The sequence below is a fragment of the Salmonella sp. NW38 genome (assembly GCF_051807745.1).
GTDB classification, from domain to species: domain Bacteria; phylum Pseudomonadota; class Gammaproteobacteria; order Enterobacterales; family Enterobacteriaceae; genus Salmonella; species Salmonella enterica.
Genome location: NZ_JAMMTO010000005.1, coordinates 210,497 through 224,203, shown reverse-complemented (window position 1 = coordinate 224,203; position 13,707 = coordinate 210,497). Strand labels below are relative to the sequence as shown.

Annotated in this window: 15 protein-coding genes; 10 read left to right on the top strand and 5 right to left on the bottom strand. The window is 54.8% G+C overall.

The genetic code is table 11. The annotated features are described in order from the left end of the window. Nucleotides 1–104 precede the first annotated feature (104 nt). The 6 genes from rpsO to mtr all read left to right on the top strand — a co-directional run bounded on the left by rpsO (nucleotide 105) and on the right by mtr (nucleotide 7,211). Complete coding sequence (rpsO, locus tag NA624_RS11230) at nucleotides 105–374, top strand: 30S ribosomal protein S15 (protein WP_000059465.1); 270 nt, start codon at nucleotides 105–107, stop codon at nucleotides 372–374. Between the two features lie 241 nt (nucleotides 375–615). Beyond that, the gene (gene pnp / locus NA624_RS11225; protein WP_001670767.1) at nucleotides 616–2,751 is read left to right on the top strand and encodes a polyribonucleotide nucleotidyltransferase; all 2,136 of its coding nucleotides are present in this window, start codon (nucleotides 616–618) and stop codon (nucleotides 2,749–2,751) included. A gap of 109 nt (nucleotides 2,752–2,860) precedes the next feature. Next, nucleotides 2,861–3,745 (top strand): lipoprotein NlpI, encoded by an 885-nt coding sequence (gene nlpI, locus NA624_RS11220; RefSeq protein WP_000802069.1) that lies wholly within the window; start codon nucleotides 2,861–2,863, stop codon nucleotides 3,743–3,745. Nucleotides 3,746–3,850: 105 nt separating this feature from the next. Beyond that, the gene (gene yrbN, locus NA624_RS11215; protein ID WP_010723222.1) at nucleotides 3,851–3,931 is read left to right on the top strand and encodes a protein YrbN; all 81 of its coding nucleotides are present in this window, start codon (nucleotides 3,851–3,853) and stop codon (nucleotides 3,929–3,931) included. Continuing rightward, nucleotides 3,924–5,813 (top strand): ATP-dependent RNA helicase DeaD, encoded by a 1,890-nt coding sequence (gene deaD / locus NA624_RS11210; protein ID WP_000807248.1) that lies wholly within the window; start codon nucleotides 3,924–3,926, stop codon nucleotides 5,811–5,813. The genes yrbN and deaD overlap by 8 nt, the downstream gene beginning before the upstream one ends. Before the next feature lie 153 nt (nucleotides 5,814–5,966). Continuing rightward, a complete protein-coding gene (gene mtr, locus NA624_RS11205) occupies nucleotides 5,967–7,211 on the top strand; it encodes a tryptophan permease (RefSeq protein ID WP_000224375.1) in 1,245 nt (414 codons plus the stop codon). A gap of 90 nt (nucleotides 7,212–7,301) precedes the next feature. Here mtr and NA624_RS11200 read toward each other — a convergent pair whose 3' ends face one another. The 3 genes from NA624_RS11200 to ubiU form a co-directional block, all read right to left on the bottom strand. Continuing rightward, nucleotides 7,302–8,309: a luciferase-like monooxygenase gene (locus tag NA624_RS11200; protein ID WP_000130430.1), complete on the bottom strand. Its 1,008-nt coding sequence runs from the start codon at nucleotides 8,307–8,309 to the stop codon at nucleotides 7,302–7,304. Between the two features lie 177 nt (nucleotides 8,310–8,486). Beyond that, on the bottom strand, nucleotides 8,487–9,365 hold the full coding sequence (locus NA624_RS11195) for a U32 family peptidase (RefSeq protein WP_000877722.1): 879 nt from the start codon (nucleotides 9,363–9,365) through the stop codon (nucleotides 8,487–8,489). An 8-nt stretch (nucleotides 9,366–9,373) separates the two neighbouring features. Next, nucleotides 9,374–10,369 carry a ubiquinone anaerobic biosynthesis protein UbiU gene (gene ubiU, locus NA624_RS11190; protein WP_000421309.1) on the bottom strand — a complete coding sequence of 332 codons (996 nt, stop codon included), beginning with the start codon at nucleotides 10,367–10,369 and terminating at the stop codon, nucleotides 9,374–9,376. A 216-nt stretch (nucleotides 10,370–10,585) separates the two neighbouring features. On the opposite strand from ubiU, the gene ubiT reads away from it, so the two are divergent. Next, a complete protein-coding gene (gene ubiT, locus NA624_RS11185) occupies nucleotides 10,586–11,110 on the top strand; it encodes a ubiquinone anaerobic biosynthesis accessory factor UbiT (RefSeq protein ID WP_000884721.1) in 525 nt (174 codons plus the stop codon). Beyond that, complete coding sequence (locus NA624_RS11180) at nucleotides 11,104–11,607, top strand: GNAT family N-acetyltransferase (RefSeq protein WP_000908562.1); 504 nt, start codon at nucleotides 11,104–11,106, stop codon at nucleotides 11,605–11,607. The genes ubiT and NA624_RS11180 overlap by 7 nt, the downstream gene beginning before the upstream one ends. On the opposite strand, the gene NA624_RS11175 is transcribed toward NA624_RS11180, so the two are convergent. After that, nucleotides 11,594–11,911 carry a GIY-YIG nuclease family protein gene (locus NA624_RS11175; protein WP_000928379.1) on the bottom strand — a complete coding sequence of 106 codons (318 nt, stop codon included), beginning with the start codon at nucleotides 11,909–11,911 and terminating at the stop codon, nucleotides 11,594–11,596. The two genes, NA624_RS11180 and NA624_RS11175, sit on opposite strands and share 14 nt — an antisense overlap. Before the next feature lie 37 nt (nucleotides 11,912–11,948). Between NA624_RS11175 and NA624_RS11170 the strand changes: the two genes are divergently transcribed. Continuing rightward, nucleotides 11,949–12,392 carry a YhbP family protein gene (locus NA624_RS11170; protein WP_000380407.1) on the top strand — a complete coding sequence of 148 codons (444 nt, stop codon included), beginning with the start codon at nucleotides 11,949–11,951 and terminating at the stop codon, nucleotides 12,390–12,392. Here NA624_RS11170 and yhbO read toward each other — a convergent pair. Next, nucleotides 12,372–12,890: a protein/nucleic acid deglycase gene (yhbO, locus tag NA624_RS11165; protein WP_000037599.1), complete on the bottom strand. Its 519-nt coding sequence runs from the start codon at nucleotides 12,888–12,890 to the stop codon at nucleotides 12,372–12,374. The genes NA624_RS11170 and yhbO overlap by 21 nt on opposite strands. 130 nt (nucleotides 12,891–13,020) lie before the next feature. Here yhbO and NA624_RS11160 point away from each other — a divergent pair, with 130 nt between their 5' ends. Then, nucleotides 13,021–13,656, top strand: a complete 636-nt coding sequence (locus NA624_RS11160; RefSeq protein WP_001521094.1) for an NAD(P)H-binding protein — start codon at nucleotides 13,021–13,023, stop codon at nucleotides 13,654–13,656. Nucleotides 13,657–13,707 lie beyond the last annotated feature (51 nt).

Below are 13,707 nucleotides of genomic sequence, written 5' to 3'. Positions count from 1 at the left end.
CGCTTAACGCCGCGTAAATTATTTAACAGTTTACGCGGCGTACACTGGGATCGCTGAATTAGAGATCGGCGTCCTCTCATTCTTAAATACTTTGGAGTTTTAAAATGTCTCTAAGTACTGAAGCTACAGCTAAAATCGTTTCTGAGTTCGGTCGTGACGCAAACGACACCGGTTCTACCGATGTTCAGGTTGCTCTGTTGACTGCACAGATTAACCACCTGCAGGGTCACTTTGCAGAGCATAAAAAAGATCACCACAGCCGTCGTGGTCTGCTGCGTATGGTTTCTCAGCGTCGTAAACTGCTCGACTACCTGAAACGTAAAGATGTTGCACGCTACACCGCGCTGATTGAGCGTCTGGGTCTGCGTCGCTAATTCTTTCGAGTTTCAGAAAGAGGGGGCCTTCATGGCCCCTTTTTTCCAGCAGATGGCAGCAATTCGCTGGAAACTAATGTATTGTTGCTATGAATGATCTTCCGTTGCAGAGGTTCGCGCGGCTAATGAGAGGCTTTACCCATATCAGGGTTAGGGTTGTCATTAGTCGCGAGGATGCGCAGAAGATCGGGTATTAACGACGGCGCGTATTATGCCGTCAAAAATTGGAAAGGATATTATTTTGCTTAATCCGATCGTTCGTAAATTCCAGTACGGTCAGCATACCGTTACGCTGGAAACTGGCATGATGGCGCGTCAGGCCACTGCCGCTGTTATGGTAAGCATGGATGACACCGCCGTATTCGTTACCGTTGTCGGCCAGAAAAAAGCCAAACCAGGCCAGGACTTCTTCCCACTGACCGTTAACTATCAGGAGCGTACCTACGCTGCTGGTCGTATCCCGGGCAGCTTCTTCCGTCGTGAAGGCCGTCCAAGCGAAGGCGAAACCCTGATCGCGCGTCTGATTGACCGCCCGGTTCGTCCGCTGTTCCCGGAAGGCTTCGTTAACGAAGTGCAGGTTATCGCGACCGTCGTTTCCGTTAACCCGCAGGTTAACCCGGATATCGTGGCGATGATCGGCGCATCTGCTGCGCTGTCGCTGTCCGGCATTCCGTTCAACGGCCCAATCGGCGCGGCGCGCGTAGGTTACATCAATGACCAGTACGTGCTGAACCCGACCCAGGACGAGCTGAAAGAAAGCAAGCTGGACCTGGTGGTTGCCGGTACCGAAGCGGCTGTGCTGATGGTGGAATCCGAAGCTGAACTGCTGAGCGAAGACACTATGCTGGGCGCGGTGGTATTCGGTCACGAGCAGCAGCAGGTTGTTATCCAGGCGATCAACGATCTGGTGAAAGAAGCCGGTAAACCACGTTGGGACTGGCAGCCGGAAGCCGTCAACGACGCGTTGAACGCGCGTGTTGCTGCGCTTGCTGAATCTCGTCTGAGCGACGCGTACCGCATCACCGATAAACAAGAGCGCTATGCTCAGGTTGACGTAATCAAATCCGAAACCATCGAGCAGCTTATTGCAGAAGATGAAACCCTGGATGCTAACGAGCTGGGCGAAATCCTGCACGCAATCGAGAAAAACGTGGTGCGTAGCCGCGTACTGGCAGGCGAGCCGCGTATTGATGGCCGTGAAAAAGACATGATCCGTGGTCTGGACGTGCGCACTGGCGTACTGCCGCGTACTCACGGTTCCGCTCTGTTTACCCGTGGTGAAACGCAGGCGCTGGTTACCGCGACTCTGGGTACTGCCCGTGACGCGCAGGTGCTTGATGAACTGATGGGCGAGCGCACTGACAGCTTCCTGTTCCACTACAACTTCCCTCCGTACTCCGTAGGCGAAACCGGCATGGTCGGTTCTCCGAAGCGTCGTGAAATTGGTCACGGTCGTCTGGCGAAGCGCGGCGTGCTGGCAGTGATGCCGGACATGGATAAATTCCCGTACACCGTTCGCGTGGTGTCTGAAATCACCGAATCCAACGGTTCTTCCTCTATGGCTTCCGTGTGCGGCGCTTCTCTGGCGCTGATGGACGCTGGCGTGCCAATTAAAGCCGCCGTAGCAGGTATCGCTATGGGTCTGGTGAAAGAGGGCGACAACTACGTTGTACTGTCTGACATTCTGGGCGACGAAGATCACCTGGGCGATATGGACTTCAAAGTGGCGGGTTCCCGCGACGGTATCTCTGCGCTGCAGATGGATATCAAAATTGAAGGTATCACCAAAGAGATCATGCAGGTTGCGTTGAACCAGGCTAAAGGTGCGCGTCTGCACATCCTGGGCGTGATGGAACAGGCGATCAACGCGCCGCGCGGCGATATCTCTGAATTTGCGCCGCGTATCCATACCATCAAGATCAGCACGGACAAGATCAAAGACGTGATCGGTAAAGGCGGTTCTGTGATCCGCGCGCTGACTGAAGAGACCGGCACCACCATCGAAATCGAAGATGACGGTACTGTGAAGATCGCGGCGACCGACGGTGAAAAAGCGAAATACGCTATCCGTCGTATCGAAGAGATTACCGCGGAGATCGAAGTTGGCCGTATCTACAATGGTAAAGTGACCCGTATCGTTGACTTTGGCGCGTTTGTTGCCATCGGCGGCGGTAAAGAAGGTCTGGTTCACATCTCTCAAATCGCGGATAAGCGTGTAGAGAAAGTGACCGACTATCTGCAGATGGGTCAGGAAGTCCCGGTTAAGGTTCTGGAAGTTGACCGCCAGGGCCGTGTACGTCTGAGCATTAAAGAAGCAACCGAGCAGTCTCAACCTGCCGCTGCGCCGGAAGCTCCGGCGAGCGAACAGGCCGAGTAAGGTAGCCTTTTGCCCTCCGCACTGCGGAGGGCTTTAGACCTGGCTGGACGCCTTGTTGAGCCACCGGGGAACAGGACGTTCATTCAATCGTTGTCTTCGGGAGTGGGAAATGAAGCCTTTTTTGCGCTGGTGTTTCGTTGCGACAGCACTTACGCTTGCAGGATGCAGTAATTCCGCCTGGCGTAAAAGTGAAGTCCTCGCAGTACCATTGCAACCGACTTTACAGCAGGAAGTGATTCTGGCGCGTATGGAACAGATTCTTGCCAGTCGGGCTTTAACCGATGACGAACGCGCACAGCTTTTATATGAGCGCGGAGTGTTGTATGATAGTCTTGGTTTGAGGGCATTAGCGCGAAATGATTTTTCACAAGCGCTGGCAATCAGACCGGATATGCCTGAAGTATTCAATTACTTAGGCATTTATTTAACGCAGGCAGGCAATTTTGATGCTGCCTATGAAGCGTTTGATTCTGTACTAGAGCTTGATCCAACTTACAACTACGCGCACTTAAACCGCGGTATCGCATTGTATTACGGCGGCCGTGATAAGTTAGCGCAAGATGATCTGCTGGCGTTTTATCAAGACGATCCCAATGATCCTTACCGCAGCCTGTGGCTGTATCTTGTTGAGCAGAAGCTTAATGAGAAGCAGGCGAAAGAAGCGTTAAAAGCACGCTTTGAAAAATCGGATAAAGAGCAATGGGGATGGAACATTGTCGAGTTCTACCTGGGCGACATTAGCGAAGCAACGCTGATGGAAAGGCTCAAGGCGGACGCAACGGATAACACCTCGCTCGCTGAGCATCTCAGTGAAACCAACTTCTATTTAGGTAAGTATTACCTAAGTCTGGGGGATTTGGACAGCGCCACGGCTCTGTTCAAACTGGCGGTGGCCAACAACGTTCATAACTTTGTTGAGCACCGATACGCATTGTTGGAATTATCGCTCCTGGGCCAGGACCAAGATGACCTGGCAGAATCGGACCAGCAATAGCTGACGAACATATCAGCCCGTAATCTTTTTGATTGCCATCACCTTCGCGGGTGAGGGCGTTGTTGTTCGTTAATACACCTACTTTGAGCCGGTTCACACTTTTCAATGAAAATTGCAGATCAATTTCATGATGAGTTATGTAGACTGGCCGCCATTAATTTTGAGGCACACGTACTACATGGCTGAATTCGAAACCACTTTTGCAGATCTGGGGCTGAAGGCTCCTATCCTTGAAGCCCTTACCGATCTGGGTTACGAAAAACCATCTCCAATCCAGGCAGAGTGCATTCCGCATCTGCTGGGCGGTCGCGACGTGCTGGGCATGGCCCAGACCGGTAGCGGCAAAACCGCAGCGTTCTCTTTACCGCTGCTCAACAATCTTGATCCTGAGCTGAAGGCACCTCAGATTCTGGTGCTGGCGCCAACCCGCGAACTGGCGGTACAGGTGGCCGAAGCCATGACGGATTTCTCTAAACACATGCGCGGCGTAAACGTGGTTGCCCTGTACGGCGGTCAGCGTTATGACGTGCAGTTACGCGCCCTGCGTCAGGGGCCGCAGATCGTTGTCGGTACGCCGGGACGTCTGCTTGATCACTTAAAACGCGGCACCCTCGACCTCTCTAAACTGAGTGGTCTGGTGCTGGATGAAGCCGACGAAATGCTGCGTATGGGCTTCATCGAAGACGTTGAAACTATTATGGCGCAGATCCCGGAAGGTCATCAGACCGCTCTGTTCTCCGCCACTATGCCGGAAGCGATTCGTCGCATTACCCGCCGCTTTATGAAAGAGCCGCAGGAAGTGCGCATTCAGTCCAGCGTGACTACCCGTCCTGACATCAGCCAGAGCTACTGGACTGTCTGGGGTATGCGTAAAAACGAAGCGCTGGTGCGTTTCCTGGAAGCGGAAGACTTTGATGCGGCGATTATCTTCGTACGTACCAAAAACGCGACCCTGGAAGTAGCAGAAGCGCTGGAACGTAGCGGCTACAACAGCGCCGCGTTGAATGGCGATATGAACCAGGCGCTGCGTGAGCAGACTCTGGAACGCCTGAAAGATGGTCGTCTGGACATCCTGATCGCCACCGACGTTGCGGCACGTGGTCTGGACGTTGAACGTATCAGCCTGGTGGTGAACTACGATATCCCGATGGACTCCGAGTCCTACGTTCACCGTATCGGTCGTACCGGCCGTGCGGGTCGCGCCGGTCGCGCGCTGCTGTTCGTTGAGAACCGCGAGCGTCGTCTGCTGCGCAACATCGAACGCACCATGAAGCTGACCATTCCGGAAGTGGAACTGCCGAACGCAGAACTGCTGGGCAAACGCCGTCTGGAAAAATTCGCCGCGAAAGTTCAGCAGCAACTGGAAAGCAGCGATCTGGATCAGTACCGTGCGCTGCTGGCGAAAATCCAGCCGTCTGCCGAAGGTGAAGAGCTGGATCTCGAAACGCTGGCCGCCGCACTGCTGAAAATGGCGCAGGGCGAGCGTCCGCTGATCCTGCCGCCGGATGCGCCGATGCGTCCTAAGCGTGAATTCCGTGACCGTGACGACCGTGGTCCGCGCGATCGTAATGACCGTGGCCCGCGTGGCGACCGTGAAGAACGTCCGCGTCGTGAACGTCGTGACGTTGGCGATATGCAGTTATACCGCATTGAAGTGGGCCGTGATGACGGCGTTGAAGTTCGTCATATCGTGGGCGCTATCGCTAACGAAGGCGACATCAGCAGCCGTTACATTGGTAACATTAAGCTGTTCGCGTCTCACTCCACCATCGAGCTGCCGAAAGGTATGCCGGGCGAAGTGCTCCAGCACTTCACGCGTACCCGCATTCTGAACAAGCCGATGAATATGCAGTTGTTGGGTGATGCTGTTCCGCACGCGGGCGGCGAACGTCGCGGCGGTGGTCGTAGCTTCAGTGGCGAACGTCGTGAAGGCGGTCGTAATTTCAGCGGCGAACGTCGTGAAGGTGGTCGTGGTGATGGTCGTCGCTTCAGCGGCGAGCGTCGTGAAAGCCGTGGTCCGCGTCGTGATGACTCTACCGGTCGCCGTCGTTTCGGCGGCGATGCGTAACTCGCGCTGACCTGCGCATTCACAGCGTAAAGTAAAATATACAGCCCCGATCGTCACAATCGGGGCTTTTTTTATTTCTTTTGTACTCGTGTACTGGTACAGTGCAGCGTATTGAGAGATAGTCACACTATAAATGACTGGAGAGAGAGCTGAATGGCAACACTTACCACCACCCAAACGTCACCTTCGCTGCTTGGCGGCGTGGTGATTATCGGCGGCACCATCATTGGCGCGGGGATGTTCTCCCTGCCGGTGGTCATGTCCGGGGCGTGGTTCTTCTGGTCGATGGCGGCGCTGGTCTTTACCTGGTTTTGTATGCTGCACTCCGGGCTAATGATCCTCGAAGCCAACCTTAACTACCGCATTGGTTCGAGTTTCGACACCATCACCAAAGATCTGTTGGGGAAAGGCTGGAACATTGTCAACGGCATCTCTATTGCCTTTGTGCTCTACATCCTGACTTACGCCTATATCTCGGCGAGCGGCTCAATTCTGCATCATACCTTTGCTGAGATGTCGCTGAACGTTCCGGCGCGAGCGGCAGGTTTTGCCTTTGCGCTGCTGGTGGCGTTTGTCGTGTGGCTGAGTACGAAGGCGGTCAGTCGGATGACGGCGATTGTGCTGGGCGCGAAAGTGATTACTTTCTTCCTGACCTTCGGCAGCCTGTTAGGACACGTTCAGCCTGCCACGTTGTTTAACGTGGCTGAAAGCCACGCGTCATATACGCCGTACCTGCTGATGACGCTGCCATTTTGTCTGGCCTCTTTTGGTTATCACGGTAACGTACCGAGCCTGATGAAATATTACGGCAAAGATCCGCGCACCATCGTGAAATGCCTGATTTATGGAACGTTACTGGCGCTGGCGCTCTATTCCGTCTGGCTGCTGGGGACGATGGGCAACATCCCGCGTCCAGAATTTATCGGCATTGCACAGAAAGGCGGCAATATTGATGTGCTGGTACAGGCGTTAAGCGGCGTGCTGAACAGCCGCAGCCTGGATCTGCTGCTGGTGGTGTTCTCTAACTTTGCGGTCGCCAGTTCCTTCCTCGGCGTGACGCTGGGGCTGTTTGACTATCTGGCGGATCTGTTTGGTTTTGATGACTCGGCAATGGGGCGTTTTAAAACCGCACTGCTGACGTTTGTGCCGCCAATTGTCGGTGGCCTGCTGTGGCCGAACAGTTTTCTGTACGCCATTGGCTATGCAGGTTTAGCTGCAACTATCTGGGCGGCCATTGTGCCTGCGCTGTTAGCACGTAAATCTCGCGAACGTTTCGGCAGCCCGAAATTCCGCGTCTGGGGCGGCACGCCGATGATTGTACTGATTCTGGTCTTCGGTGTCGGCAACGCGGTTATCCATATTCTGTCGAGCTTTAATTTGCTGCCGGTGTACCAGTAACGTTATTGTGCCGGATGGCGGTTGCACCTTATCCGGCCTACTTGATGCTGTAGGCCCGGTAAGCGAAGCGCCTCCGGGCAAAACAACGCACTACCCCAACAATTCCTGCTTCACATCCATCGCCAAATCAAACGAATGCAGCCGCGCCTGGTGGTCGAAAATCTGCCCGTTGACCATAATTTCATCCGCCTGGGTTTCCCGCAGGATGGATTCCAGCCCGTGGCGGACTTTCGCTTTATCGCCGACCAGCGACATACTCAGCGCCTGCTGCACGCCATACTGCTCGGATGGCGACCAGAAGGTCTCCATATTCTCAATCGGCGGCGGCAGTTGGCCGGTTTCCCCACGGCGTAGCTTCACAAAAGCCTGCAGCATGGAGGTAAACAGGAATTCCGCGTCGCGGTTGCTGTCGGCGGCGATAATATTGATACACACCATCGCGTACGGTTTTTCCAGCCGCGCTGAAGGTTTGAACTGGGTACGGTACAGATGCAGCGCCTGGAACAACATATCCGGCGCGAAATGCGAAGCAAAGGCGAACGGCAGGCCAAGCTGGGCCGCCAACTGTGCGCTATACAGGCTGGAGCCCAACAGCCAGACCGGGATCTTCTCGCCGTAGCCGGGCACCGGGCGCACATGCGGATTAGGATCGCGAGCGTCGAACCAGTCCACCAGCTCTGCGACATCGCGTGGAAAGTTATCAATATCGCCGCTCATATGGCGACGTAGCGCGCGCATCGTCGGCTGATCGCTACCCGGCGCGCGTCCCAACCCTAAGTCGATACGTCCCGGGTAGAGCGTATTCAGCGTGCCGAACTGCTCGGCAATCACCAGCGGTGAATGGTTAGGCAGCATCACGCCGCCGGAGCCAAGATGTAATGTTGTGGTATTGGCCGCCAGATAACCAATCAATACCGAGGTCGCCGCGCTGGCGATACCGGTCATGTTGTGATGTTCCGCCAGCCAGTAGCGGTGATAGCCGCGCTTTTCAGCCAGCCGTGCGAGATCAAGCGAGTGCGTGAAGGCTTCTTTTGCCGAAGATCCTTCAGGGATCGGCGCCAGATCCAGCACCGAGAATGGAATAGTTTTGTCAGTCATAACGGCTCACTTTGTTACCGGTTAATCTTTTAATACTGCATTAAAGATTAGCGAATGTTGTTAACAAAGTGAGCTTTATGAGACTGACGGCAAAAACAATGCCCGATAGCGCTGCGCTTATCGGGCCTACGGGAGCGCTATTTGTAGGCCCGATAAGGTCTTTATGCCGCCATCCGGCTAGGCCTGTAGCTCCAGCCCGGCCAGCCGCTTCCAGTAGCCGTTGCAGTCACTATGGGAGGCAAGCGGTAATGGCGCACCGCCGTTTTCGTTAGCGCGAAAGGCATCAAGCATGGCAAATGTCTCCGTACCCAACGGCGACAGCCGCACGATATCGACCAATCCCTGCATCGACGTCAGTTCGTTGCCAAGGTTATAGACATAGCCGCTCATGGTCTGAATACCGTTAAGCACAAACACCTGCTGATTCTCTTGCGAGAGCACGTCACGACCGTTTGGATACTTGATACAGCAGGTTTCGCACTCATCTTTCGGGCGGTCTTCCGAACGGGCGGTAAAGCAGCGAGCAGAGTAGGCCAGCGGCAGATGCCCGTAGCTCAACACTTCCACTTCAAACTGATTGCGGATGCCCAGTTCATCGCACTGATTAAGCAAATTCACCAGCCAGTCGCGGGACAGCTCCACCGGCATACACCAGCGTACCATGCCTTCTTTCAGCAACCGGCGCAGCGTGACCGCGTTGTAGCAATTCAGCGCATGGCCGGCGACAAACGGCAGTTTGCGCTCGGCGCACAGATTCACCACGCCAAGATCGCTGGCTTCCAGCAGAAAATCGCCGTTGTCCACATAGCGTTTCAGCTCGCTTAATTCAGATGACGCCTGTACCAGCGCCAGGGTAGAGAGCACCACCTGCTTACCGCTGGCGGCGAGGGATTTCGCCATTTCCAGCCAGTCGCCGACTTTGGTCGCGCGACGCTTGCTGCACACCGCTTCGCCCAGATAAATGACATCAGCGCTGCTTTTTGCGGCCTGCTGATAAAAATCTTCCAGCGTCTCTTTCGGCCAGTAATAAAGCACCGGTCCTAAGGAATATTTCATAGCTCCTCTCACTGCCATTTACGGTGATATGCGCCAAGCGTGGTTTGAGTGCCTTCGGACATCGCGCCGAGCGTCTCCATCCAGTCGCGCTGTGGAACGAAGTTTTGCGGGGCGGCTTTGCAGCGATCGATCGCCTGGCGCCACACTTTCGCCACCTGGCTGACATAGGCCGGGCTGCGCTGGCGGCCTTCGATCTTCACCGAAGCGATGTTCGCCGCCATGAGCTCCGGCAGCAGTTCCAGCGTGTTCAGGCTGGTTGGCTCCTCCAGCGCGTGATAGCGCTCGCCGTCCACTAAATAGCGGCCTTTACACAGCGTTGGGTAGCCCGCGTTTTCGCCATCCTGGTAACGGTCAATCAGGACATCATTCAGGCGCGATTCCAGCCCCTGCGGCGTTTGCTGCCAGCGAACAAAGCGGGCGGGCGAGCAGGCGCCGACGGTATTGGGCGACTCCCCCGTCAGGTAAGAAGAAAGATAGCAGCGACCTTCCGCCATAATGCACAGGCTGCCAAACGCGAATACCTCCAGCGGCACCGGCGTGACGCGGGCCAGTTGTTTTACCTGGTGAATCGACAGTACACGTGGCAGTACTACGCGGTGGACATCAAAGTTGCGGTGATAAAAGCGAATCGCCTCTTCGTTGGTTGCCGAGGCCTGAACGGAAACATGGCGCTCAATATGCGGGTAACGCTCTGCGGCATATTCCAGCATAGCGAGGTCGGCGAGAATCAACGCGTCGGCGCCAAGCTGCGCCGCCATATCCACGGCGCGCTGCCAGCGGGCATAGCCGTCCGGATGCGCAAAAGTATTAATGGCGATGTGTAATTTGCGGCGATGCTGGTGAACAAAACTCACCGCTTCCTGCAATTTTTTTTCGGTAAAGTTAAGGCCGGCAAAATGACGGGCATTGGTATCGTCTTTTAACCCGATATAAACGGCGTCAGCGCCGTTTTCGATGGCCGCCTTCAGCGCCGGGAGATTTCCGGCAGGGCAGAGCAGCTCCATAATTTATCCTGAGGGTTACGTCTGAGACGCAAAATTGTTAACGAACAGGGATTTTAGTTAACCTTGCTGCGACAATTTTTGATTTAAGGCAGTTAAAGGCGTATTGGTAACACCAATAATGGGGTAGAAAATCAGACCCAATTGTTGATTTACGCCGCCATGTGATTTATTGGATATGGCAAAATAACAGGACTATTGAAACAGGGAGTAAAGCTCGTGTTAGATAAACTGCGTTCACGCTTAGTCCATGCTGGCCCGTCTCTGATGAGTGTACCGGTTAAACTGACGCCCTTTGCGCTAAAGCGCCAGGTTCTGGAACAGGTTCTGAGCTGGCAGTTTCGTCAGGCGCTGGCCGATGGAGAGCTGGAATTCCTCGAAGGTCGTTGGTTAAGCATTCATGTTCGTGACATCGACTTAAAATGGTATACCACGGTTGAAAATGAAAAGCTGATCGTTAGCCAGCAGGCGGATGCTGACGTCAGTTTTAGCGCCGACGCCAGCGATCTGCTAATGATAGCTGCCCGTAAACAGGACCCGGATACGCTCTTTTTCCAGCGTCGACTGGTCATTGAAGGCGATACTGAGTTAGGGTTGTATGTGAAGAATCTGATGGACGCCATCGAACTGGAGCAGATGCCGAAAGCGTTACGCGTTATGCTGCTGCAACTGGCGGATTTTGTTGAGGCGGGTATGAAAAACTCGCCGGAAACCAAACAGACCTCGGTAGGTGAACCATGCTAATTCGAGTAGAAATTCCCATTGATGCGCCTGGTATTGATGCGCTGTTACGCCGTTCATTCGAAAGCGATGCGGAAGCGAAGCTGGTTCACGATTTGCGTGAAGATGGTTTTCTGACGCTCGGACTGGTGGCCACGGATGATGAAGGCCAGGTGGTGGGCTATGTCGCCTTTAGTCCGGTTGATGTGCAGGGCGAAGATTTACAGTGGGTCGGCATGGCGCCGCTGGCGGTCGATGAAAAGTATCGCGGGCAAGGGCTGGCGCGCCAGTTAGTGTATGAAGGGCTGGATTCGCTCAACGAGTTCGGCTACGCGGCGGTCGTGACGCTGGGCGATCCGGCGTTATATAGCCGCTTCGGTTTTGAACTGGCCGCGCATTACGATCTTCACTGCCGTTGGCCCGGTACGGAAAGCGCTTTCCAGGTACACCGTTTGGCTGAGGATGCGCTGGAGGGCGTGACGGGGCTGGTGGAGTATCACGACCACTTCAATCGTTTTTAAGCACCGGCGTTTGCAGGCTGGACAGCAGCGCCTCAAACGCTTCGCGTTCCGTCACAAGGCGCTCTTTCTGGCGCTTTGTGAGCTGTTTGATGCGATACTCTATGCGCAGGGCCAGCGAGCGATCGCCAACCTGCGCCGCAAACGCCAGCGTTAACTCGCCTTTTCCCCGTAATGCTTTTGCGCCTTTTCCCGTTTGATGCTGCCTGTAACGACGCGCCACATCGGTAGTTATTCCGGTGTAAAGCGCATTGTCTGCAGTACGAATCAGATACAGATACCAGGGTGTCATTGTCGCCATCAGCATGATAATTTTCAGGTTCCCAGTATAAGCGAGAATAAAAATGGACACACTTACCGCTATTGGCCGTTGGCTGGCGAAACAACACGTGGTGACCTGGTGCGTACACCATGAGGGAGAGCTGTGGTGCGCCAATGCGTTTTATTTGTTCGATGCGCAAAACGTCGCACTGTATCTGTTAACGGATGATAAAACCCGCCATGCGCAAATGTCCGGCGCGTGCGCGCCAGTTGCGGGAACGGTCAATGGTCAGCCGAAAACGGTGACGCGCATTCGCGGCGTACAGTTTAAAGGGGTAATTCGCCGTCTGGAGGGGCAGGAGAGCGACGCCGCGCGTAAAGCTTACCTTCGTCGCTTCCCGGTCGCCAGGGTGCTGCCAGCGCCGGTATGGGAAATCCGGCTGGATGAGATTAAATTCACCGACAACACGCTGGGGTTTGGTAAAAAACTGCACTGGTTACGCGACTCACGCGCCCAGCAGGCGTAGTGCCTCGCGGTTAAATGCCGGCAGGTCGTCAGGCGTGCGGCTGGTCACCAGCTGATCTTTATCGACGACGACTTCCTGATCGTAAAATTCCGCGCCCGCATTCTTCACATCGATAATAATCGGTTTCACCGCCGTGAGTTTGCGCCCACGAATGACATCGGCGCTGATCAACAACTGCGGGCCGTGGCATATGGCAAAAACCGGTTTACCGCTGTTAACGAAATCGCGGGTAAAATCCACGAAACGGCTGTCGCCGCGCAGGTAGTCCGGCGAATGACCTCCCGGTAATAGCAAGGCGTCGAACTCGTCGGGACGAACGTCATCAATAGCCTTATCAATGGTGACGCTGGCTTCGCCTTTTTTTCCTTTCACCGTTTTACCCGCCTCTTTTTCGATGGTGATGACCTCATGGCCGGCCTGACGGAATTCTGCTGCCGGCGAGGTAAATTCTGAATCTTCAAATTCATCGGTAATCAAAACGGCAATTTTCTTACTCATGCGTTTCCTCCGCAGTGGTGGCGTCGGGTAAGGCAAATTTTCCACAATGATGGATACTTACCTCGTAGACTATTAAGCCTGGTCGATAGGGCCGAGAGTGCAAGGTGGACAAATCTGTAAAGGAGCGAGGATGAGTCAGGTACTGATTACCGGCGCGACCGGACTGGTCGGCGGACATCTGCTGAGAATGTTAATCAACACGCCGCAGGTGAGCGCTATCGCCGCGCCGACGCGTCGTCCGCTGACGGATATTGTCGGCGTTTATAACCCTCACGATCCGCAGCTTACCGATGCGTTAGCTCAGGTGACCGACCCGGTGGATATTGTTTTTTGCTGCCTGGGCACGACCCGGCGTGAAGCGGGAAGTAAAGCGGCGTTTATTCATGCGGATTATACGCTGGTGGTTGATACCGCGCTGACCGGGCGTCGACTGGGCGCGCAGCACATGGTGGTGGTCAGCGCAATGGGAGCAAACGCGCACTCTCCGTTTTTTTACAATCGGGTGAAAGGAGAAATGGAGGAGGCGTTAATCGCGCAAAATTGGCCTCGTTTGACGATTGCCCGGCCTTCTATGCTGCTCGGCGACAGAACAACGCGGCGGGTGAATGAAACGCTTTTCGCTCCGCTATTCCGGCTGCTGCCCGGAAACTGGAAATCGATTGATGCGCGGGATGTGGCGCGGGCCATGCTGGCGGAAGCGCTGGCGCCAGCACAAGAAGGCGTGACGATTCTGACCTCATCGCAACTGCGGGAAAAAGCGGAGTAGCGAAGCCGGATGATTTACCGGATGGCGACGCGGTTTACACATTTTTATCGC

What these genes read in the sequence shown, in the direction of transcription:
- NA624_RS11195 (WP_000877722.1), bottom strand. Translation starts at nt 9,365, where the DNA reads ATGAAATATTCCTTAGGACCGGTGCTTTATTACTGGCCGAAAGAGACG.
- NA624_RS11160 (WP_001521094.1), top strand. Translation starts at nt 13,021, where the DNA reads ATGAGTCAGGTACTGATTACCGGCGCGACCGGACTGGTCGGCGGACAT.
- deaD (WP_000807248.1), top strand. Translation starts at nt 3,924, where the DNA reads ATGGCTGAATTCGAAACCACTTTTGCAGATCTGGGGCTGAAGGCTCCT.
- rpsO (WP_000059465.1), top strand. Translation starts at nt 105, where the DNA reads ATGTCTCTAAGTACTGAAGCTACAGCTAAAATCGTTTCTGAGTTCGGT.
- yrbN (WP_010723222.1), top strand. Translation starts at nt 3,851, where the DNA reads ATGAAAATTGCAGATCAATTTCATGATGAGTTATGTAGACTGGCCGCC.
- NA624_RS11170 (WP_000380407.1), top strand. Translation starts at nt 11,949, where the DNA reads ATGGACACACTTACCGCTATTGGCCGTTGGCTGGCGAAACAACACGTG.
- nlpI (WP_000802069.1), top strand. Translation starts at nt 2,861, where the DNA reads ATGAAGCCTTTTTTGCGCTGGTGTTTCGTTGCGACAGCACTTACGCTT.
- NA624_RS11200 (WP_000130430.1), bottom strand. Translation starts at nt 8,309, where the DNA reads ATGACTGACAAAACTATTCCATTCTCGGTGCTGGATCTGGCGCCGATC.
- yhbO (WP_000037599.1), bottom strand. Translation starts at nt 12,890, where the DNA reads ATGAGTAAGAAAATTGCCGTTTTGATTACCGATGAATTTGAAGATTCA.
- ubiU (WP_000421309.1), bottom strand. Translation starts at nt 10,369, where the DNA reads ATGGAGCTGCTCTGCCCTGCCGGAAATCTCCCGGCGCTGAAGGCGGCC.
- mtr (WP_000224375.1), top strand. Translation starts at nt 5,967, where the DNA reads ATGGCAACACTTACCACCACCCAAACGTCACCTTCGCTGCTTGGCGGC.
- NA624_RS11175 (WP_000928379.1), bottom strand. Translation starts at nt 11,911, where the DNA reads ATGCTGATGGCGACAATGACACCCTGGTATCTGTATCTGATTCGTACT.
- NA624_RS11180 (WP_000908562.1), top strand. Translation starts at nt 11,104, where the DNA reads ATGCTAATTCGAGTAGAAATTCCCATTGATGCGCCTGGTATTGATGCG.